Annotated in this window: 17 protein-coding genes and 1 tRNA gene; 7 read left to right on the forward strand and 11 right to left on the reverse strand. The window is 72.3% G+C overall.

Going from position 1 to position 20,789, the window contains the following annotated elements:
- Positions 1 to 22: 22 nt before the first annotated feature.
- The 3 genes from N5I75_RS14775 (at position 23) to N5I75_RS14785 (ending at position 3,349) form a co-directional block, all read left to right on the forward strand.
- Entirely contained in the window at positions 23 to 1,039 is a 1,017-nt protein-coding gene (locus N5I75_RS14775; protein WP_476677651.1) for a Gfo/Idh/MocA family protein, read from the forward strand.
- Complete coding sequence (locus N5I75_RS14780) at positions 1,036 to 2,058, forward strand: Gfo/Idh/MocA family protein (protein ID WP_476677653.1); 1,023 nt, start codon at positions 1,036 to 1,038, stop codon at positions 2,056 to 2,058. Before N5I75_RS14775 ends, N5I75_RS14780 begins: the two co-directional genes overlap by 4 nt.
- Positions 2,059 to 2,251: 193 nt before the next feature.
- On the forward strand, positions 2,252 to 3,349 hold the full coding sequence (locus tag N5I75_RS14785) for a mechanosensitive ion channel family protein (RefSeq protein ID WP_476677655.1): 1,098 nt from the start codon (positions 2,252 to 2,254) through the stop codon (positions 3,347 to 3,349).
- A gap of 85 nt (positions 3,350 to 3,434) precedes the next feature.
- Here the strand turns inward: N5I75_RS14785 and N5I75_RS14790 are convergent, their stop codons facing one another.
- Entirely contained in the window at positions 3,435 to 4,328 is an 894-nt protein-coding gene (locus N5I75_RS14790) for an aminoglycoside phosphotransferase family protein (RefSeq protein WP_476677657.1), read from the reverse strand.
- Positions 4,329 to 4,445: 117 nt separating this feature from the next.
- On the opposite strand from N5I75_RS14790, the gene N5I75_RS14795 reads away from it, so the two are divergent.
- Positions 4,446 to 4,898: a hemerythrin domain-containing protein gene (locus N5I75_RS14795; RefSeq protein WP_476677658.1), complete on the forward strand. Its 453-nt coding sequence runs from the start codon at positions 4,446 to 4,448 to the stop codon at positions 4,896 to 4,898.
- Between the two features lie 73 nt (positions 4,899 to 4,971).
- On the opposite strand, the gene N5I75_RS14800 is transcribed toward N5I75_RS14795, so the two are convergent.
- Positions 4,972 to 5,045: transfer RNA gene (locus N5I75_RS14800), tRNA-Pro, on the reverse strand.
- A 121-nt stretch (positions 5,046 to 5,166) separates the two neighbouring features.
- Between N5I75_RS14800 and N5I75_RS14805 the strand changes: the two genes are divergently transcribed.
- Both N5I75_RS14805 and N5I75_RS14810 read left to right on the forward strand, forming a co-directional pair.
- Positions 5,167 to 5,661, forward strand: a complete 495-nt coding sequence (locus tag N5I75_RS14805) for a DUF309 domain-containing protein (protein ID WP_476677660.1) — start codon at positions 5,167 to 5,169, stop codon at positions 5,659 to 5,661.
- A gap of 135 nt (positions 5,662 to 5,796) precedes the next feature.
- Entirely contained in the window at positions 5,797 to 7,863 is a 2,067-nt protein-coding gene (locus N5I75_RS14810) for an MDR family MFS transporter (RefSeq protein WP_476677662.1), read from the forward strand.
- A gap of 10 nt (positions 7,864 to 7,873) precedes the next feature.
- Here the strand turns inward: N5I75_RS14810 and N5I75_RS14815 are convergent, their stop codons facing one another.
- From N5I75_RS14815 to N5I75_RS14835, 5 genes are all read right to left on the reverse strand, one after another.
- On the reverse strand, positions 7,874 to 8,665 hold the full coding sequence (locus tag N5I75_RS14815; RefSeq protein ID WP_476677664.1) for a sulfite exporter TauE/SafE family protein: 792 nt from the start codon (positions 8,663 to 8,665) through the stop codon (positions 7,874 to 7,876).
- A 39-nt stretch (positions 8,666 to 8,704) separates the two neighbouring features.
- Positions 8,705 to 10,222: a long-chain-fatty-acid--CoA ligase gene (locus N5I75_RS14820; RefSeq protein ID WP_476677665.1), complete on the reverse strand. Its 1,518-nt coding sequence runs from the start codon at positions 10,220 to 10,222 to the stop codon at positions 8,705 to 8,707.
- 77 nt (positions 10,223 to 10,299) lie between these two features.
- Positions 10,300 to 11,487 (reverse strand): thiolase family protein, encoded by a 1,188-nt coding sequence (locus N5I75_RS14825; protein WP_476677666.1) that lies wholly within the window; start codon positions 11,485 to 11,487, stop codon positions 10,300 to 10,302.
- Positions 11,488 to 11,816: 329 nt separating this feature from the next.
- A complete protein-coding gene (locus tag N5I75_RS14830) occupies positions 11,817 to 12,455 on the reverse strand; it encodes a LuxR C-terminal-related transcriptional regulator (RefSeq protein ID WP_476677913.1) in 639 nt (212 codons plus the stop codon).
- Positions 12,452 to 14,206: a sensor histidine kinase gene (locus N5I75_RS14835; protein ID WP_476677668.1), complete on the reverse strand. Its 1,755-nt coding sequence runs from the start codon at positions 14,204 to 14,206 to the stop codon at positions 12,452 to 12,454. The genes N5I75_RS14830 and N5I75_RS14835 overlap by 4 nt, the downstream gene beginning before the upstream one ends.
- Before the next feature lie 89 nt (positions 14,207 to 14,295).
- Between N5I75_RS14835 and N5I75_RS14840 the strand changes: the two genes are divergently transcribed.
- Complete coding sequence (locus tag N5I75_RS14840) at positions 14,296 to 17,337, forward strand: NACHT domain-containing protein (RefSeq protein WP_476677670.1); 3,042 nt, start codon at positions 14,296 to 14,298, stop codon at positions 17,335 to 17,337.
- On the opposite strand, the gene N5I75_RS14845 is transcribed toward N5I75_RS14840, so the two are convergent.
- The 4 genes from N5I75_RS14845 to N5I75_RS14860 are packed head-to-tail and all read right to left on the reverse strand — an operon-like array spanning position 17,313 to position 20,638.
- Positions 17,313 to 18,095, reverse strand: coding sequence for an ABC transporter ATP-binding protein (locus N5I75_RS14845; protein ID WP_476677672.1), 783 nt, complete (start codon positions 18,093 to 18,095; stop codon positions 17,313 to 17,315). The two genes, N5I75_RS14840 and N5I75_RS14845, sit on opposite strands and share 25 nt — an antisense overlap.
- On the reverse strand, positions 18,088 to 18,897 hold the full coding sequence (locus N5I75_RS14850) for an ABC transporter permease (RefSeq protein WP_476677674.1): 810 nt from the start codon (positions 18,895 to 18,897) through the stop codon (positions 18,088 to 18,090). The genes N5I75_RS14845 and N5I75_RS14850 overlap by 8 nt, the downstream gene beginning before the upstream one ends.
- Positions 18,894 to 19,652 carry an ABC transporter permease gene (locus N5I75_RS14855; RefSeq protein WP_476677915.1) on the reverse strand — a complete coding sequence of 253 codons (759 nt, stop codon included), beginning with the start codon at positions 19,650 to 19,652 and terminating at the stop codon, positions 18,894 to 18,896. Before N5I75_RS14855 ends, N5I75_RS14850 begins: the two co-directional genes overlap by 4 nt.
- Positions 19,652 to 20,638 (reverse strand): ABC transporter substrate-binding protein, encoded by a 987-nt coding sequence (locus N5I75_RS14860; RefSeq protein ID WP_476677675.1) that lies wholly within the window; start codon positions 20,636 to 20,638, stop codon positions 19,652 to 19,654. Before N5I75_RS14860 ends, N5I75_RS14855 begins: the two co-directional genes overlap by 1 nt.
- Positions 20,639 to 20,789 lie beyond the last annotated feature (151 nt).

A 20,789-nucleotide genomic window follows, 5' to 3' on the forward strand; every position in this document is an offset into this window, starting at 1 on the left:
CCCCCGCAGAGAGAGGACTTACATGGCACGCCTCGACGTGGGCCTGATCGGCGCCGGCGGTATCGCCCGCGCCCATCTGCCCGCCTGGACGGAGCTGGGCGCACGCGTCACGATCCTGTCCACCGACGGCCACGCGGAGAAGCTGGCGGCGCAGTACGCCGCGTTCGGCGTGACGGCCGTGCACAGCCTCGGCGAACTGCTGGAGCGCAGCACCGTCGTCGACGTCTGCACCCCGACCTTCACCCACCGGCATCTGACGCTCGAAGCCATCGCCGCGGGCCGGCACGTCGTGTGCGAGAAGCCGCTCGCGCTCACCGTCGCCGAGGCCCAGGAGATGGTGGACGCCGCCGAGGCCGCCGGGGTGCTGCTCTTCCCGGCGCACGTCGTGCGGTACTTCCCGGCGTACGCGGCGCTCGCGCGGTCCGTGGTCGCGGGCCGCGTCGGCCCGCCCGCCGTCCTGCGGTTCACCCGCTCGGGCCGCTACCCGGTCTGGGCGCCCTGGTTCAGCGACCCGGCGCTCTCCGGCGGCATCCTCGTCGACCAGATGATCCACGACTTCGACTTCGCACGGCTGCTCGCGGGCGACGTCGTCCGCGTCCACGCCCGGGTCAGGGGCCGCCAGGAGCCGGGCGCGGCCGACGGGGACGTGGCGACCGGCACCGCCGTCCTCACCCACGCGTCCGGCGCCATCAGCCACGTACTCGGCGTGTGGGGCCTGCCGGACCTGCCCTTCCGCACGACGTTCCGGGTGGCGGGGCCCGGCGGCTTCCTGGAGCACGACTCGACGGCCTCCCCCGGGTTCCGCGTCCTCGCGCAGGGCGCGCGGGCGCCCGGTGAGGGCATCCCCGGCAGCTTCATGACGGAGAGCCCGTACCTGACGGAGCTGCGCGAGTTCGCGGCCGCCGTCGCGGGCGGGCCCCCGCCGCGGGTGTCGGCGCGCGACGGCGTCGAGGCCGTCCGGATCGCGGCCGCGGCGGCCGAGTCCGCGCGCACCGGAAGGCCCGTCCCACCCCACGCGATCGAGGGAGCCGCACTGTGAAGGACCTGAAAGTCGGGGTGCTGTCGTTCGCCCATGTCCACGCGGGCGGCTTCGCGCGGCTGCTCGCCGCCATGGACGGCGTCCGGGTCCTCGCGGCCGACCCCGAGACGGACCTGGCGGCACCGGGCGAGGTCCGCGGCAAGGACTTCGCCGCACAGCTCGGCGTGGACTACGTCGACACTTACGAGGAGCTGTTCGCCTGGGGGCCCGACAAGGTCGTCGTCTGCTCCGAGAACAGCCGCCACCGCCCCCTGGTCGAACTCGCCGCCGCGCACGGCGTGGACGTGCTGTGCGAGAAGCCGCTCGCCACCACCGTCGAGGACGGGGCGGCCATGGTCGAGGCGTGCCGGGCGGCCGGGGTGCGGCTCGCGGTGGCGCACCCGGTGCGGTTCAGCCCCGCCTACCTTGCCGTACGGGAGGCGGTGCGCAACGGTACGGCGGGTGAGGTGCTCGCGGTGTCCGGCGCCAACAACGGCTACATGCCGGGGGCGCGCCGCCGCTGGTTCACCGACCCGGAACTCGCGGGCGGCGGCGCCCTGATGGACCACACGGTGCACATCGCGGACCTCCTCGACGACCTCTTCGACGCCTCCCCCGTGACCTCGGTCTACGCCCAGACCAACAACATCCTGTACGCGGACGACGAGGACGTCCCGGTCGAGACGGCGGGCCTGCTCACCCTCACGTACGCGAACGGCGCCGTGGCCACCGTCGACTGCTCGTGGAGCCAGCCGCAGCACCACCCCGCGTGGGGCGGCCTCTCGATGCAGGTGATCGGCGACCGGGCCACCCTGGAGATGGACGCCTTCGACCAGAAGGTGCACGGCTTCAGCGAGACCTCCCGCTCCGGCATCGAACTGCCCTACGGGGTCGACCTGGACGCGCTGATGCTGCGCGCGTTCCTCCACGGGGACGGTCCGGTCGGGGTCACCGACGGTGAGGCGGGGCTGCGGGGGCTGCGGATCGTGACCGCCGCGTACGCGTCGGCACGGGAGGGGCGCACGGTGACCTTGGGGTAGCGGAGGCGGGTCCGCGAGGGGCGGACCGGGCGGGTGGCGCGGGACGGGCCGAGAGTGCGGCAGGATGTCCCGGCGTGCGGTGCTCTGCGGACGCCGCACCCGCCCCACCCCCTGCCTAGCTACCCGAGCGAGAACACGTGACCGAACATCACATAGCCGCCCCACGCATCGCGTTGTCTGCGGGAGGCGCCCGATGACCCGCGGCGTCGAACTCCACGACCTGATCATCGCCGGTGTCGCCCTCGTCACGGGCCTCCTGGCCGGACTGCTCCTGAAGATCCTGCTGCGCTGGCTCGGCGAGCGGGCCAAGCGGACGCGCTGGGGCGGCGACGACGTGCTCGTCGACGCGCTGCGCACCCTCGTCCCCTGGGCCGCCGTGGCCGCGGGCGCCGCGGTCGCCGCCGCCGCGCTGCCGCTGACCTCCCGCACGACCCGCACCGTGAACATGACGCTGACGGCGTTCCTCATCGTCGCGGCGACGCTCACCGCCGCACGCATCGTCACCGGGCTCGTCCGGGCGGTGGCGCAGTCCCGCGCGGCGGTCGCCGGATCGGCGACGATCTTCGTGAACATCACGCGGGTCGTGGTCCTCGCGATGGGCTTCCTGGTCGTCCTGCAGACGCTCGGCATCTCCATCGCGCCGCTGCTCACCGCCCTCGGCGTCGGCGGTCTCGCGGTGGCGCTCGCCCTCCAGGACACCCTCGCGAACCTCTTCGCGGGCGTGCACATCCTCGCCTCGAAGACGGTCCAGCCCGGCGACTACATCAGGCTGAGCAGCGGCGAGGAGGGCTACGTCGTCGACATCAACTGGCGCAACACCGTGGTCCGCGAGCTCTCCAACAACCTCGTGATCATCCCGAACACGAAGCTCTCGGGCACGAACATGACCAACTACAGCCGTCCCGAGCAGGACATGACGCTGACGGTGCAGGCGGGCGTCGCCTACGACAGCGACCTGGAGCACGTCGAGCGGGTGACCGTCGAGGTCGTCGCGGAGACCATGAAGGACGTCGAGGGCGCGCTGCCGGAGCACGAACCGGCCGTCCGCTTCCACACGTTCGGCGACTCGCGGATCGGCTTCACGGTGATCCTCGGCGTCGGCGAGTTCAGCGACCAGTACCGGATCAAGCACGAGTTCATCAAGCGCCTCCACCGCCGCTTCCGCGAGGAGGGCATCCGGATCCCGGCGCCGACGCGCACGGTGGCGCTCGCGCAGGGCAGCGCGCCGGTGGTCATCCCGCACCAGCGGGAGGCGTACCAGGCCCCCGACTCGATCACCCCCGCCGGGTGACCGGCCGGCCCCCGGGGCGCGGCTCCGGGGCGTGGCTCCGGGGTTCCGGGCCCGCGGCCGGGGAGCCGTTCGGTGACCGTGCCGCTCAGTCGCGGAGCTCGGCGACCACCTCGTCGATCACCCGTTTCGCGGTGCGCGCCATGAACGGGTTCCTTCCCTCGTAGTAGGTGAGCTCGGCCGCGGCGGTGCTCAGCGCCCAGCCGCGGCCGCGGGCCCAGGTGTCCTCGTCCTCACCGGCGGCGGCCCGGAACACCTTCCGCTCCGGCTCGCCGAGCACGTACCAGGCGCAGATCAGGTCGGCGGCCGGCTCGCCGAGACCCATGCAGTCGAAGTCGATGACGGCGCTCAGCCGCCCGTCGGCGACCAGGAGGTTGCCGGGCTGGAGGTCGGAGTGCAGCCACATCTCGCGCGGGGCGGAGCGCGAGGCGCTCAGCGCGGCGTCCCATACGGCGAGCGCGGCGTCGGTGTCGATCTTTCCGGCCAGTTCGCCGATGTGCCGGCGGGTCGTCGCGTCGCGGTCCGGGAGGCGGCCGTCGCGGTAGGACCGTGGCGCGCCCGTCGGGTCGACGCCGCGCAGCGCGATGACGAACGCCGCCAGGTCCTCGGCGAGGCCCTGCGGATCCTCGAGCCGCCCCACCTCGGGGACCGCGCCGGTCAGCCAGCGGTGCACCAGCCATGGGTACGGGAACCCGCGCCCCGGCTTCCCCTCGCCCACCAGCACCGGCACGGAGACCGGCAGCGCCGCGGCCAGCAGGGGCATCCAGCGGCGCTCGCGCGCCGCGTCCGGCGCCTCCCCCGGCACCCTTGGCATCCGGACCACGAAGGCGTCGCCGAGCCGGAACAGGACGTTCTGGGTACCGTGCGCGTCGACGTACCGCAGCGGCAGTCCGGCCCACTGGGGGAACTGGTCCTCGATGAGCGCGCGTACCAACGCCTCGTCGATGTCGGGTTCGTCGTCGTGCAGCTTGCGCAGGCCCATGGTCACCTTTCGGCTCAAAGAAAGCGGGGCGAGACTACCGGGCCCAGCGGGCACACCGCGCCCCGATTTCCGCGCCGTCGGCCCGCGCGCTTTCCGCGCCTGACGTATCACTGACCCATGTGCCATTACTGCGGTTGCCGGGAGATCCCCCTGATCAAGGAGTTCATCGCGGAGCACGAGCGGGTCACGGACGCCGCCGGCGACGCGCTGCGGGCCCTCGACGCGGGAGACCCCGCACGGGCCCGCGCCCTCGTGGACGCCATGGCGAGGGAGCTGGCGGCGCACTGGAAGGGCGAGGAGGACGGCCTGTTCCAGGTGATGAGCGCCGACCCGGAGTACGCGGAGTACATCGCGGCGCTGGAGTCCGAACACCGCGAACTGGCCGCGCTGTTGCCCGCGTTGGACCTGGCGGACCCCGCCGACGTGGCCACTTTCACGGAGGCGGTCCACGCACTGCACCGGCACATCGCGAAGGAGGAGGACGGCTTGTTCCCGGCGTCGCTGACCGCGTTGTCGGGGGACGAGTGGAACGTGTCGATGGCGGCGTGGCGCGCGGCGCACCCGGGCTAGGGCCGCCCGGGAACGACTGCGGGGCCGGTGCGGATCTCTCCGCTCCGGCCCCACACCCTGCGACTTCGTAAAGTCGGGACGACAGGATTTGAACCTGCGACCCCTTGACCCCCAGTCAAGTGCGCTACCAAGCTGCGCCACGTCCCGATGTCGGCTGCTGTCCGGTTTGGGTCCCGTCCGGCGGCGACAGACAGAACAATACCCCAAGCTCACGGGTGGTTTGAAACCGATTGCGCGGGCGCCGCGTGACCTGCGCGAGAATCGGCATATGAGCACTTCGCAGAGCGGTGGCCGGGACCGGGACGAGGAGGGCCGGGCGCGCAACGCCCGCCCCCGCGACGGCCTCGGCCGCCCCCTCCCCTACGGCTCCCCCGGCGTCGAGCGCCAGCCGGAGGGGGTCGTGCGCACCCCCGCCGAGACCGTCACGGAGGCACAGGCCCTGCTCGACGCGGGCCGCCCCTTCCACGCCCACGAGGTCTTCGAGGACGCCTGGAAGTCCGGCCCGCCCTCCGAACGCCCCCTCTGGCGAGCCATGGCCCAGGTGGCGGTAGGCCTCACCCACGCGGCCCGCGGCAACGCGCGGGGCGGCGCCCGCCTGCTCCGCAGAGGCGCGGAGGGGTTGAACGACTGGGACGGCGAGGCCCCGGCCGGCCTGGACACGGCAGGGGTGGTCGAGTGGGCACACCGCCTGGCAACCCAGGTGGACGGGGGCGCCCCGGTAGAGGCATCCGCCTCGGCACCCCGATTGCGGAGAACCGCCTAGGGGCGCGGGGAACTGCGCGACCAGCCACCCACGGTCCGCGCTCGCCACCGGAGAACCACCCCCACGGCGCCAGGGCGTCACCAGTCCGGCCGCAACGAACATGCGCACCGGCCCACCCCAGTGGACCCTGCATAGGTGACAGCCACCCCGGAAACGCAGGCCCCGCCCTACCTGGACAAGCGCCGCCGCAACATCGTCTTCGCCACGATCGTCCTCGGCATGCTCCTGGCTGCCCTCGACCAGACCATCGTCGGCACCGCCCTGCCCACGATCGTCTCGGACCTCGGCGGTGCGGCGCACATGTCGTGGGTGGTCACGGCGTACCTCCTCGCGGAGACGGTCGCCACGGTCCTGGTCGGCAAGTTCGGTGACCTGTTCGGGCGCAAGGTGGTCTTCCAGGTCGCGGCGGTCGTCTTCATCACGGGCTCGTTCCTGTGCGGCCTCGCGGGCAACATGACGCTGCTCATCGCCTGGCGGGCGATGCAGGGGATCGGCGCGGGCGGCCTCATGGTGACGTCGATGGCGCTGATCGCGGACGTCATCCCGCTGCGGGAGCGCGGCAAGTACCAGGGTGCGATCGGCGCCGTCTTCGGGGTGGCGACGGTGATCGGCCCGCTCCTCGGCGGCCTCTTCACGGACCATCTGACCTGGCGCTGGGCGTTCTACGTCAACGTACCGATCGCGATCGTCGTGGTGATCGCGGCGGCCCGCACCATCCCGGTCGTGAAGTCGGCGGCCCGGCCGGTCATCGACTATCTGGGCATCGCGCTCGTCGCGGTCGGCGCGAGCGCGCTGATCCTGGCGACGAGCTGGGGCGGCAACGAGTACGCCTGGGGCTCGCCGACGATCATCGGCCTGTTCGCGGGCGGCGTCGTCGCGCTCGCCCTGTTCTGCTGGGTGGAGACGCGGGCGGCGGAGCCGATGCTGCCGATGCGCCTGTTCGCCAACCCGGTCTTCACGGTCTGCTCGATCCTCAGCTTCGTCGTGGGCTTCGCGATGCTGGGCGCGATGACGTTCCTGCCGACGTACCTTCAGTACGTGGACGGGGACTCGGCCACGATCTCCGGCGTGCGGACGCTGCCCATGGTGATCGGCCTGCTCATCGCGTCGATCTTCTCCGGCAACGTGGTCAGCAAGACGGGGAAGTACCGGCTCTTCCCGATCGTCGGCTCACTCGTCATGGCGCTCGGCCTGTTCCTCCTGTCGCGGATGGGGCGGTCGTCGGGCGTCTGGCTGGAGTCGCTGTACATGTTCGTGCTCGGTGTCGGCATCGGCCTGTGCATGCAGGTCCTGACGATCGCCGTGCAGAACACCGTGGACTACGCGGACCTGGGCACGGCCACCTCCGGCGTCACCTTCTTCCGTACGCTCGGCAGCTCCTTCGGCACGGCCGTCTTCGGGACGATCTACGCGAACACCCTCACGCCGAATCTGTCGGACGGGGTCGCGGAGGCGGCCCGCGCCGGTTCCGGGGTCGACCCGGCGGCGCTCGCGAAGGCCGCGCAGAACCCGGGCGGCCTGCACGCGCTCCCGGACGCCGCGCGGCTGCCGATCGTCGACGCGTACGCGGACTCGCTGCACACGGTGTTCCTGTGGACGGTGCCGGTGGCGCTGATCGGGTTCGTGGTGGCGCTGTTCCTCAAGCAGGTGCAGTTGCGCGACAGCGCGCGGATGGGCTCCTCGGACATGGGCGAGGGCTTCGCGCAGCCGACCACCGGGGACAACGCGCACCTGCTCGAACGGACCGTCGGCTCCATCGTCAAGACGACCGACCTGGAGACCGCCCGGCGCATCCTCAGGGACTCCGACACCCGTCTCGACATCGCGGGGGCATGGGCGGTGATGCAGGTGGAGTTCTTCACGCGGATGGTCGGGCACGCCAGCCTCGGCATGATCTCGGCGCGCCGCATGCTGCCGCCTGAGGTCCTGGTGCCGGTCTTCCAGCGCATGGTCGACGAGGGCTATCTGTCCCGTACCGGGGTGTACTTCTCGCACACGGCGGCGGGGCGCCGCGAGGCCGGGGTCATCAACCGGGCGTGGGGCGCGTGGCTGTCCGACAAGGTCGAGGCGGACCTGGGCCGGCCCGCCGACGACGAGCTGCGAGCGGCGGTCGACACGATCGCGAAGCGGCTGCTCGCGGAGGACCTGCAGCAAGGGCTCCCGAACCAGCCGGGCTCGGACCGCACCCTCAGCCCGACGTGACCCGGACCGGCTAGCGCAGGAGGAGCTGAAGGCCGCCGACCACCGTCGCGGCGATGACGAGGCGCTCGAAAAGCAGCTGGTTGATGCGGTTCACGGCCCACTTGCCGAGCAGTGCGCCGGGCACGACGAACGCCACGAGCGCCGCGTCGAGCAGCAGCGAGCGTCCGTCGATGAGCCCGAGGCCGACGCTGAACGGCACCTTCGCGCTGTTCACGATGAGGAAGAACCAGGCGGAGGTGCCGAGGAAGCCCAGCTTCCGGAAGCCCGCCGAGAGCAGATACATCGACATGACGGGGCCGCCCGCGTTGGCCACCATCGTGGTGAAACCGCCGAGGACGCCGTAGGAGCCTGCCTTGACGCGGGCCGCGCGGGTGGCGGTCCGCTCGGTCTCGGAAGCCTCGGAAGACTCGGCAGACTCGGGGGCGTCGGCCCTGCGGCGCCGCCACACCGAGACGCCGGCCATCAGGAGCAGGATCGCGCCGATGGAGGTCCGCACGGCCCCGTCGCCGGCGAACGCGAGGAAGGCCGTGCCGAGCACCACTCCCCCGGCGACGGCCGGGAACAGCCGCCACAGCGTCGGCCAGTGGGCGTGGCGCCGGTAGGTGAGGACGGCGAGCACGTCGCCGAAGATCAGGATCGGCAGGAGGACGCCGGTGGAATCGCGGGCGGGCAGGATCGCCGCGAAGACGGCGAGGCTGACCGTGTTGGCGCCGCTGACGGCGGTCTTGGAGAAGCCGACGAGCAGCGCCGCGGCGGCGAGGGCGGTGAACCCCCAGGTGGTGACCCCGAATATGTCGTGCATCGCGGGTCGATGGTAGCCCCACCGACCCGGCCCCGGGCCCTACCGGCCCGCGTACGCCGTCCGCAGCTCGCGCTTGAGGATCTTCATGCTGGGGCCGAGCGGCAGCTGGTCCGTGAACTCGACGCGGCGCGGGTACTTGTGCTTGCCGAGGTGCTCCTTGGACCAGGCGGTGACCTCGGCCGCGTCGAGGGCGGCGCCGGGCTTCGGGACGATGACGGCGCAGATCTCCTCGCCGTGCACGGCGTCGGGGAGGCCGATGACGGCGGCGTGGCCGACGCCCGGGTGGCGCATCAGGACCTCCTCGACCTCGCGCGGGTACACGTTGTAGCCGCCGCGGATGATGATGTCCTTCTTGCGGTCGACGATGCGCAGGTAGCCGTCGGCGTCCTTGGTGCCGAGGTCGCCGGTGCGGAACCAGCCGTCCACCAGGGCCTCGGCGGTCGCCTCGGGGCGGCCCAGGTAACCGGTGAAGACGCAGTGCCCGCGCACGACGACCTCGCCCAGCTCGTCCGTCGGCAGCAGCTCGATCCGGTCCTCGACCTCCGCCCGCGCGATCTCCACGTCGACGCCCCACAGGGGCTGCCCGATGGTGCCGGGCCGTGCCCCGAAGATCGGCTGGTTCGCGGCGGCGGCCGGGGAGGTCTCGGAGAGGCCGTACCCCTCGTGGACGGTGGCGCCGAACGCCTTCTCGAAACCTTCGAGGACGACTACGGGCAGGGAGGCGCCGCCCGATATGCAGATCTTGAGCTGCGGCAGCTTCTCCGCGTCCGGCGCCGCCGCGAGGAGGTTCACGTACATCGTCGGGACGCCGTGGAAGGTGTTGACGTTCTCGGTGACCATGAGGTCGATCGCGCGGTCCGCGTGGAAGCGCGGCAGGAGGACGAGGGTGGCGCCCGCCCGCCAGGTCGCGTTCAGGGAGACGGTCTGGCCGAAGGCGTGGAAGAGCGGCAGCGCGCCGAGGGCGACGTCGTCGGCGCGTACGTCGTTGGCGTCGAAGGCGCTGACCGTCGCGTTCATCACGAGGTTGAGGTGGCTCAGCTCGGCGCCCTTGGGGACGCCGGTGGTGCCGCTGGTGTAGAAGATGACGGCCGGGTCGTCGGCCTCGCGGGTGACGTACGACGCCAACGGCTCGGCGGCGGCGGTCAGTTGCTCCAGTTCGCCGACGGCGGTCAGCTGCACCATCCGGACGCCCGTCGCCTCCGCGGCGGCCGCGCCGACGGCGGCCTGCGCCGGGTGGCACAGGAGCAGCGTCGCCCCGCTGTCCTCGAGGACGTGCCGGACCTCTTCGGCCGACAGGAGCAGGTGGACGGGGACGACGACCGCGCCCGCCGCGAGCGCCGCGTAGTAGGCGCGCGGGAACTCGGCGGTGTTGGGCGCCATCAGGGCGACCCGGTCCCCGGGGCGGACGCCGAGGCCGACAAGGGCGGCGGCCTGCTTGCGGGCCTGGAGCCACAGCTCCGCGAAGGTGAAGCGCTGTTCGCCCTCCACGAGGCCGACCTTGTCGGGGCGGCGGCGGGCGGACTCGGCGAGGATCGCGGCGAGGGAGAGGGTTGCCATGGTGGGTGGTGCTCCGTTCGGTGCTGACTTCTGGTGCGGCGCTGGACCAGGTCGCGGTACGTGCGGGCGCGGGGTGCTCAGCCGCGCTCGACGAGGACCGCGCTGCCCTGGCCGACGCCGACGCACATGGTGGCGAGGCCGCGGGCGGCGCCGGTGCGGCGCAGGCGGTGCAGGAGGGTGGTGAGGATGCGGGCGCCGGAACAGCCCAGGGGGTGGCCGAGGGCGATGGCGCCGCCGGTGGGGTTGACGAGCTCGGGGTCGATGCCGAGGCCGTCGACGCAGGCGAGGGCCTGCGCGGCGAACGCCTCGTTGAACTCGGCCTCCTCGATGTCGCCGACGGTCCAGCCGGCGCGGCCGAGCGCCTTCCGGGTGGCGGGGACCGGGCCGATGCCCATGACGTCGGGGTGGACACCGGCCGAGGCACCGGCGACATAGCGGCCAAGAGACTCGAGGCCCAGGTCGTTCAGGGCTTCCTCGCTGACGAGGAGGAGTCCCGCCGCGCCGTCGTTCATCGGCGAGGCGTTGCCCGCGGTGACCGAGCCGCCCTTGCGGAAGACGGGCTTGAGGCCGCCGAGCTTCTCCAGGGAGGTGTCGGGGCGGATGCATTCGTCGGCGTCGACGACCACACCGTCCGGGCGGGTGACGGGCAGGATCTCGGCGTCGAAGAGGCCGTCCTTGCGGGCGGCGGCGGCCTTCTGGTGGCTGCGGAGCGCGAAGGCGTCCTGCCGCTCGCGCGAGATGCCGTACCGGTCCGCGACCTCTTCCGCCGTCTCGCCCATCGCGAGGACGCCGTGCAGGTCCTTCATCGCGGGGTTGACCAGGCGCCAGCCGAGGCGCGTGTCGTACGTCTGCATCTGGTGCGGCAGCGCCTCGTCCGGGCGGGGCAGCACGAAGGGGGCGCGGCTCATGGACTCGGAGCCGCCCGCGAGGACGATGTCGGCCTCTCCGGCGGCGATGGTGCGGGCCGCGGTGGTGACGGCCTCCATGCCGGAGGCGCAGAGCCGGTTCACGGTCGCGCCGGGCACGGACTCGGGCAGGCCCGCGAGGAGGGCGGCCATGCGGGCGACGTTCCGGTTGTCCTCGCCCGCCTGGTTGGCGGCGCCCCAGTAGATGTCGTCGATCCGGGCCGGGTCGAGTCCGGGCACGTCCGCGAGCACGCCCCGCACCACCGAGGCCGCGAGGTCGTCGGGCCGGATCGTGGAGAGCGCTCCGCGCAGTTTCCCGATCGGGGTGCGGCGGGCGGCGGCGAAGTGGACGGAACGCACGGTCAGCTCCAGGGGCCATGGCCGGGGCCAGCGATTAATTAGCACTGCTAGTTTTGGACTATAGACCCGGCGCGGGGCAGCTGTGAAGAGGAGCCCGGACGATCACTCCGGTGATCAAATGGGGACATGCCGTGATCAAAAAGATGGACCCGGTTCCGGATCTCAGGGCTGACCCTGATGTACCGGCAAATGGCCCCGCCTACATTGGTGGTCCGGCACCGCTCCGCGGACGACGACGGGGGACCACGGGGGAAAACGGGGGACGACGTCGTCTCCGGAGCGGGCAGCCGGAACCACGCACGTGTCTGTACGCGGCTGAGCTGGGGGGCTCAGCCGCGCAGATACGTGAGGACCGCCATGACGCGGCGGTGTTCGAGCAGGTCGGGTTCGAGGCCCAGCTTGCCGAAGATGTTGCGGACGTGCGTCTCGACGGTCTTGCCGCCGATGACCAGCTCCTTCGCGATCGCCTCGTTGGAGCGGCCCTCGGCCATCAGCGTCAGGACGTCGCGCTCGCGGCCGGTCAGCTCGTCCAGGGGGCCCGCGGCGCGCGGCGCGTTCATCAGCCGGGCCACGACCAGCGGATCGAGCACGGTCTCGCCCGCGGCGACCCGCTTCAGCGCGCCGTGCAGCTCGTCGATGTCGGCGACGCGCTCCTTGAGCAGGTAGCCGAACCCGTCGGGCCGCTCGGCCAGCGCCTGCACGGTGGACGTCGTCTCCACGTACTGGGAGAGGAGCAGCACCCCGGTGCCGGGGTGGGCGGCGCGGATCGCGGCGGCGGCGACCAGGCCCTCGTCGGTGTGGGTGGGCGGCATCCGGATGTCGAGCAGCACGGCGTCCGGCTCGTGCACCGCGACGAGCGCGAGCAGCGGCCCGGTGTCCGCGCACTCGGCGGCGACCTCGATGCCCTCGTCGGTGAGGAGCCGCACGATCCCCTGCCGGAGGAGCGCCGAGTCCTCGGCCACGATCACCCGCACGGAAGCTCCGCCCTGATCCGGGTCCCGCCGCCGGCGGGACTGTGTATGTGCAGCACGCCGTCGACGGCGGCGAGCCGGTCGGCGAGGCCGCGAAGGCCCGTGCCGCGGGTGGTGTCGGCCCCGCCGACACCGTCGTCGACGGTCTCGACGACGAGCCGCCCGTCCTGGTGGCGGGCGGAGACGCTGACGGCGCGGGCCCCGGCGTGCTTCGCCGCGTTCGACAGCGCCTCGCAGACGGTGAAGTAGGCGGTGGTCTCGACGAGGGCGTCGTAGCGGCGCGGCTCGGCGGCGACGACCACGGGCAGCGCCGCCTCCTTCGCGAGCGCGGAGAGCGCGGGCCCGAGCCCCTCGCGGGTCAGCACCGCCGGATGGATGCCCTGGGCCAGGCCCCGCAGCTCCTCGATGGCGAGCCGCAGGCTGGACTCGGCCTCGCCGGCGGCGGCGCGCAGCGCTTCGTCCGGGTGGTCCGCGAGGCCGCGCTGGACGCGCCGCACGGACATCAGGGCGAAGACGAGGCGGGCCTGCGCCCCGTCGTGCAGGTTCCGTTCGAGCCGGCCGCGCTCGGCGTCGGCGGCCTGGACGATACGGCTGGCGACGTCCTTGGCGCGGGTGCGCAGCCAGACGTTCTCCAGGGCGAGCCGCAGCGCGGCGGCGACGGACTCGAGCAGCTCCGGATCCTCGTGCAGCGCCGGGTCGTGGTGCAGCAGCGCGAGCGGCCGCCCGTCGGCGGCGCGGACCCGGGTCCGCCCGGGCCCCTCGGGACTGATCTCCCCGCCGGCCCCGTCCACGTACGCCCGCCGCTCCTCGCGCCACAAACCCATCCGCAGCGTCGGATCACCGAGGACGCGGACGAGCGCCTCGCGCACCTTGGAGGGGTCGGGGTCGGTGCCGACGTCGATGACGAGCCCGCTGACCTCGGCGCGCTGCAGGTGCATCCGCAGCAGCCCGGCGAGGAAGGCGAACGGGACGGCGACCTGGGCGAGGTCGGAGAGCAGATAGACGGCCTGCTCGGCGACGGACCCGACCTCGCCGAACCACGGCACGACATAGAACAGCATGTCCCACATCAGGAACACGACGGCGATCCCGATGCCGATCCACGCGGGCAGCAGCGCCCTCCTGCGCGCGGCGGACGCGTGGCGCCAGCGCAGCACGATCGCGACGGCGGCCACCACCGAGAGCGCCCACCCCGCCGCGTGGTAGACGGCGTCGAAGGCGTCGAACGCGCCGTGCCACGACGGTACGAGGATGAGGTTCGGCCCGCAGTCGCGGCAGTCCAGATAAGTCGCCCCGGTGTCGGCCGCAGGGTCGAACATGAGGGTGCGCAGCAGACCGCCGACGGCGACGAGCCCGTACGCGCACTGCACCAGGCGGCGGGTCAGGACGGTGGTGAGCCGCCCTTCCGGGAAGGAGAGGACGAGGTGAAGCAGCACCGCCATGTTCAGCGCCTCCCACCACGCGCCGAACGTGAACAGGGCGGGTACGGCGGTCCCCTGGAGGTTCCCGAAGAACCACGTGATGCCTTCCAGGACCATGAGCCGCCCGGTGTTGTTGGCCGGCCTGCGCCGCCACGCCATCATCCCGGCGACCACGTACGCCCAGCCCACCGCGAGGTCCCGCACCAGATCCCCCGCGGACGCGCCCGCCCGCGCGTACGCCCACGACCCCGCCGCACCCGACACGACGGCAACCCCGGCGGCCCCGGTCAGGCGCAGCCGAACCGCCCGCTTCCCCTGACTGTCCACGCGCCACACGGTAAGCCATTCGGGTGCGGGGGGTGCAACGCGTTCGTAGGGTAGGGCACACGTGGTAGGCCGGGACGGGGGCGGGATCGGTGGGGTCACGAAGGTTGCTGTCGTTCGCGGACGCGCTTGGTCTGCTGGGGGTCGACTCGGAGCGGGTCGCCGCGCTTGACCGGGCGTTGGGTGGGGCGCTGAATGTGGCGACGGGTGGGGTGAGCGGGACCGTGCTCGGGGTGGTCTCGGCGCGTGGGCGGATCATCGGCGTCGGCCGGGACGCGGTGCGGGCGGTCGGGGACCGGCTGGGGCGGGCCGGGAGCCGCGCCGAGCGCACCGAGGTACTGCGCGCCGCGCACACGGTCGTCGTGATCGTCGCGTGGTTCCAGGCGCTGGAGGAGGCGGAGCTGCCGTTCGACCTGGACCGGGTGGAGCTGACGCGGACCGAACAGCTCGCCCTCGCGGGCGGCAGCGGCAGCGCGCTCGACACGCTGCTCACCGCCGCCGCCCCCTGTCCCGCGCCGCACACCCCGCCGGAGAGCCTCGTAGCGCTGCTCGTCGCCTGGTACGACCGGTACTCGTACGCGTTCGTCCGCTTCGTGCGCGGGCTCGCCGTCTGGGAGCGGCTGACGCGGACCGAGCGACAGACGGCGGAGGAACGCATTCACCGGGTGAGCCGTGACGCGCACGCCAAGTACGAGGATCTCTACGCCCAACTGGTCCTGCAGGCGCCGGAGTTCGCCCTGTGGGTGACCCGGCACGAACACCAGGCGACGCGTGCCGAAGTGCGCCGCGCGCTGGACGGCATCGACTCCCTCCTCGCCGCCACCGCCGATGCGCTCCCCGCGCCCGTCGACGTCGCGGCCGCGCTGGCCCGTTCCCACGAGGCGGCCCTGTCCCGCCCGATCCTCGAGGGCATCCGCGTTCCCCTGCTCTCGGAGGCGTACCTCGACCCCGACTTCCGTGTCGCCACACCGCAGGGGCAGTCCGGGCCCGCCGACGAAACCTGGTGGGAGGGGATCGGCGTGCGGTACGACCTGACGCGTTACCTCGCCGGTGCGCTCACCAACCCGGTGCTGGCCGAGGCCCCGCTCCTCGTCCTCGGCCAGCCCGGCGCGGGCAAGTCCGTGCTGACGCGGGTGCTGGCCGCACGGCTGCCCGCCGCCGGGTTCCTGCCGGTCCGGGTCCCGCTGCGGGACGTCCGCGCGGAGGACGAACTGCAGGACCAGATCGAGCAGGCGATCCGGACGGCGACCGGCGAGCGGGCGTCGTGGCCGGAGCTGGTGCGCGCGGCGGGCGGAAGCACGCCCGTACTGCTGCTTGACGGGTTCGACGAACTGCTCCAGACGACCGGCGTCCACCACACCGACTTCCTGGAGCGCGTCGCCCGCTTCCAGCGGCGCGAGGCGGACCAGGGCCGGCCCGTGCCGGCACTGGTGACGAGCCGGATCGCCGTCGCCGACCGGGCCCGTTACCCGGACGGCATGGTGGCCCTGCGCCTGGAACCGTTCAGGCCCGAGCAGGTGCGTCGGTGGCTGGAGATCTGGAACGACGCCAACGCCCCTTCCTCGCACACGCTGACCTGGGAGACGGTGTCCCGGCACGCCGAACTCGCGGCGCAGCCCCTGCTGTTGACCATGCTCGCGTTGTACGACGCGACCGAGGGCGGGCTCGACCGGGGCGACAGCGAACCGCTCGCCGTCACCGAGCTGTACGAGGAGCTGTTGTCGTCGTTCGCGCGCCGCGAGGTCGACAAGACGACCCGCGGTGGCGTACCGGACGAGGGGACCGGTGAACGGGTCGAGCGGGAGCTGCAGCGCCTGTCCCTCGTCGCGTTCGCCATGACCAACCGGCGCCGCCAGTGGGTGTCGGCGAGCGAGCTGACCGAGGACCTGGCCGCGCTCCTCGGCAAGGAGGCCGTCGAGACCTCCGGTTTCCGGGCACCCATGGACCCGGGCGAGGTGGCGCTCGGCCGCTTCTCCTTCGTGCAGCGGGCCCAGTCCATCCGTGACGGACAGACCTTGTCCACGTACGAGTTCCTGCACGCCACGTTCGGCGAATACCTGGTCGTCCGGCTGGCGCTGCGGCTGCTCGGCGACCTGGCCCCGCGCCGGTCCCTGGCCTTCGGCGAGAGCCGCGTCGACGACGACCTGGCGTACGCGCTGCTGTCGTACTCCCCCATCGGATCGCGTCAGATGCTGCGATTCGCGCGGGGACTCATCGACCAGATCGACACGGCGGAACGGAACCGACTGGCCGCCCGGCTGATCCGCGTCCTGTCCGAGCATGTGACCCGGACCGGCGACCAGCATCCGGGGTATCGGCCCGCCACCCTGCGCACCGCCGCGCGGCACGGCATCTACGGCTCGAACCTGGTGCTGATGATCCTGGCGCTGGCCGGCCCGATGACGGCGGCCGAGCTGTTCCCAGGGAGGAGCGATCCGGTGTACACGTGGAACCGCCACTGCATGCTGTGGCAGTCCTCTCTGGACGGCCAGCAGTGGACGGACGTGGCCCTGGCGCTCATCACCCACCCCACCTGGGACGAGGAGGGTCGCCGGGTGCTGGAGATCTCGCTGCGGGAGGGCGAGCTGCGGGCCCCTGACCCCGTCGACCCCAATTGGCTGTACCAGTATCCGAGGGGCCGCGGCGGAGCCGTCTGGCAGCGGGCGTACTGGGACGAGGTGTGGCACAAGCTGTCCCTCGGCGGGATGACGAACGACGGGGTGATACGGCTGGCGATGGACCCCGTGTTCCGCAATCTGGGTCCGGCCGTGCTGACGTTCGTGCCCGAGGAAGGGGCGCCGGCCACGTCCCTCGCCCATGACCTGCTGCGGCTGCTGCTGGAGGACACCCTCACGCTCTCCCCCGCCGAGCTCGACGGGCTGTACGGCCGGGTGCTGCGCGGCCTCGACATGGTCCCGGTCCGCTTCTCCGCATTCGACCGCGTCGTGGCCCTGATGCTCACCGCGCACGAACGCGATGGGGAGCGTCTGGCCCCCGCCACCAGGGGGCGGATCGACGCCTTCGTCAGGAACACGGTGCACCGGCTCGGCGAGGACTCCCCCATACCTCCAGCAACCCGGTTGGCCCTCCGCCGCGTCATCGCCCACCACTACCCCAACCTCTTGTCCCCCTGACCCCCACCCCGAATCAACCCGAGCACCCGGCTCCGCAACCCCACGAACCGCTCATCCGCCCGCGTCACCAACTGATCCCGCTCGACCGGAAGCGGGATCATCACTTCCTCCCGCACCACCGTCGGCGAAGCGCTCAGCACCAGCACCCGCTCCCCCAGATACACCGCCTCGTCGATGTCATGCGTGACGAAGAGCACCGTCATCCCCCGCTCCCGCCACAACCCGCGCACCAGATCCTCCAGCTCCGCCCGCGTCTGCGCGTCGACCGCCGCGAACGGCTCGTCCATCAGCAGCACCTCGGGCTCGTAGGCAAGGGCCCGCGCGATGGCGACGCGTTGCTGCATGCCGCCGGAGAGTTCCCAGGGGTAGGCGCGGCCGACGCCGCCGAGGCCGACCGCGTCGAGCGCGTCGGTGACCCGGGCGCGGCGGGCCGTACGGCCAAGGGAGCGGCGCAGCGGCAGCTCGACGTTCTCCGTCACCCGCATCCAGGGGAACAGGCTCCGCCCGTACTCCTGGAAGACGACGGCGAGCCCGGGGCGTGGGCCGGTCACCGGGGAGCCGTCGAGCATGACCGTGCCGTCCGTCGGGCGGAGCAGGCCGGCCACGCATTTGAGCAGGGTCGTCTTGCCGCAGCCGGACGGGCCGACGACGCACACCAGCTCGCCCTCCGGCACGCGGAAGGTCAGATCGCGCAGCGCCTCCACGCTCCGGTGCCCGGAACCCTCGTAGACCTTGCGCAGCCCTTTGACCTCAAGCACCGCCGCCGCCCGCCTTCCGTCGTGCGCCCCGCGAACGGTGGTACCAGGCGAGCGCCCGCCGCTCGACGAGGGTGAACAGGAGCGCGAGGGCGACGCCCAGAAGGCCGAGGACGAGGATGCCGGTCCACATCTCCGGGATGGCGAAGCCGCGCTGGAACTGGACGACGGCGTAGCCGAGGCCGTTGCTCGCGGCGAACATCTCGCTGATGACCATGAGGATGACGCCGATGGAGAGGGCCTGGCGCAGGCCGGTGAAGATCTGCGGGCTCGCCGAGGGGAGGATCAGGGAGCGCAGGCGGGCCGCGCCATTCACGCCGTACGCGCGGGCCGTCTCCAGTGCGACCGGGTCGACCGCCCGCACCCCGGCCACCGTGTTGAGCAGGACCGGCCAGACGCAGCCGGACGCGATCACGGCGATCTTCATCGTGTCGCCGATGCCCGCGAAGAGCATGATGACGGGGACGAGCACCGGCGGGGGCACGGCGCGCAGGAACTCCAGGGCGGGTTCGCAGACGGCGCGGGCCGTGCGGGAGAGGCCGATGCCGACGCCGAGGACGACGCCCGCGACCGCCGCCGACGCGTAGCCGGCCGCGAGCCGCAGCAGGCTGGGGACGACGTCGGTGCGGATCCGGTCCGCCGTCCATACGTCGTCGAAGCGGGACAGGATCGTGCGCAGGGGCGGCGCGTAGACGCTCGTACTGGAGTCGGAGGCCAGCCACCAGACGGCGACGAGGAGGCAGGGCAGGGCGAGGGTGAAGAGGACCGTGCGCACCGATCTCCGCGCCACCGTCTTCGTGATCACGCGGGGGCCGCCTCCCCCCGTACCGACTGGTGCCACGCCAGGACGTGCCGCTCCACCAGCCGCGCCCCCGTGTTGATCAGTACGCCGAGGCAGCCGGTGACCACGATCAGCGCGTACATCTCGGGCACCGCCTGCGAGGTCTGCGCGACGGCGATCCGCGTACCCAACCCCGGTGCGCCGATGACGAGTTCGGCCGTGATGGCGAGGATCAGCGCCACGGCTGCCGCGAGCCGTACGCCCGTCATCACGTACGGCAGCGCGGTCGGCCACACGACGTGCCGGACGCGGGCCCAGGCGCCGAGGCCGAAGGCGCGGGCGGTGTCGTCGGCGACCGGGTCGACATCGCGGACGCCGTACAGGACCTGCACGAGGACCTGCCAGAAGGAGGCGTAGACGACGAGGAGAAGGACCGAGCGCAGCTCCGTGCCGTAGAGGAGGACGGCCAGCGGGATGAGCGCGACGGACGGGATCGGGCGCAGGAACTCGATGGTCGAGGCGGTGATCTCGCGCAGGTACGGGATCGTCGCGACGACCACTCCCGCGACGGTCCCGGCGAGGGTCGCGAGGGCGAGGCCGACCCCCCACCCGGTGAGGGTGGAGCCGAGGGCCGTCCAGAAGGCCGGGTCGGCGAGTTCGTCGCCGAGGGCTCTCATGGTGGTGGTGAAGGGCGGGAAGTAGGCGTCGTCGACGAGACCGGTGCGCGCCACCGTCTCCCACAGCGCCGCGCACGCGAGCAGTCCCAGGGCGCCGAGGATCACGGAAGGAGCGCGTCGACGTCGGGTGCCTTCCTGAACTGGCCGTCCTGTTGGCCGAGTTCGGCGAGTTTCTCGATCGAGGCGCGGTTTGCGGTCTCGGGCCAGCGCGGCAGGATCAGTTCGCCGCGGAGGGACGAGGGGATCTTGGTGTACGTGGTGAGGATGTCCCTGACCTCGTCGGGGTGCGCGTCGGCGTAGGCGAGGGACTCCTTGGTCGCGGCCGTGAAACGTTCGACGATGTCGGGGTGGTTCTTGGCGTACGTGGTCGAGGTGAAGTACATCGCCACGGTGAGGTCGGGGGCGGTGTCGGTGAAGTTGGAGGCGATGACGCGGCCGCCGTCCGCCTTGACGGTGGCGAGGGCGGGCTCGACGACCTGCGCCGCGTCGACCTGGTCGCCGGTGAGGGCGGCGGGCATCTGGTCGAAGGCCATCTCGACGAACTTGACCTTGGAGGGGTCGCCGCCGGCCTTGCGGACGGACTCGCGGACGGTGGTGTCGTTGATGTTCTTGAGCGTGTTGACGGCGACCGTCCTGCCCTCAAGGTCCTTGGCGGTCTTGAGGGGGCTGCCCTTCTTGACCACGACGCCGCCGAAATCGGCACCCGGTTTGCCGGTGGAGTTGACCCCGTTGACGACACCCTCGACGGGGACGCCGTTGGACTGGGCGATCATCAGCGACATGACGTTGGAGAAGCCGAACTGGGTCTGCCCGCTGACGACGGCGGGCACGATCGCGGCGCCGCCCTGCGCCGTGGAGAGGGCGAGCCGGAGCTTCTGCTTCTTGTAGAAGCCCTTCTTCTGGCCGAGGTAGACCGGCGCGACGTCGAGGATCGGGATGACGCCGAGCTTCACCGTCGTCTCCCCCGCGGCGTTCGTGGGCGAGCGCGAGCCGCTGGAACCGGAGTCGGAGTCGGAACCGCAGGCCGCCGCGGCGGTGAGCAGGGCGGCGGCGGTGAGCGCGGTGAAGGTGCGCCGGGTGCGAGACATGGATCCCCCCTGGGACTCAGCGGGAACATAGAGCCCGCGTCTTGAGGGGTCAATGCCGGTGACCGCGCACCTTCACACAGGACCGCTTGTTGCCAAGCGGACTGATGCACCAGTCAGCATCGCAACAGCGGACTGGTCGCGCGGATTGCGG

The organism is Streptomyces sp. R818, assembly GCF_056172735.1.

Coding starts and splice junctions, on each gene's coding strand:
- N5I75_RS14785 (WP_476677655.1), top strand. CDS start 2,252: ATGACCCGCGGCGTCGAACTCCACGACCTGATCATCGCCGGTGTCGCC.
- N5I75_RS14805 (WP_476677660.1), top strand. CDS start 5,167: ATGAGCACTTCGCAGAGCGGTGGCCGGGACCGGGACGAGGAGGGCCGG.
- N5I75_RS14790 (WP_476677657.1), bottom strand. CDS start 4,328: ATGGGCCTGCGCAAGCTGCACGACGACGAACCCGACATCGACGAGGCG.
- N5I75_RS14820 (WP_476677665.1), bottom strand. CDS start 10,222: ATGGCAACCCTCTCCCTCGCCGCGATCCTCGCCGAGTCCGCCCGCCGC.
- N5I75_RS14795 (WP_476677658.1), top strand. CDS start 4,446: ATGTGCCATTACTGCGGTTGCCGGGAGATCCCCCTGATCAAGGAGTTC.
- N5I75_RS14860 (WP_476677675.1), bottom strand. CDS start 20,638: ATGTCTCGCACCCGGCGCACCTTCACCGCGCTCACCGCCGCCGCCCTG.
- N5I75_RS14775 (WP_476677651.1), top strand. CDS start 23: ATGGCACGCCTCGACGTGGGCCTGATCGGCGCCGGCGGTATCGCCCGC.
- N5I75_RS14815 (WP_476677664.1), bottom strand. CDS start 8,665: ATGCACGACATATTCGGGGTCACCACCTGGGGGTTCACCGCCCTCGCC.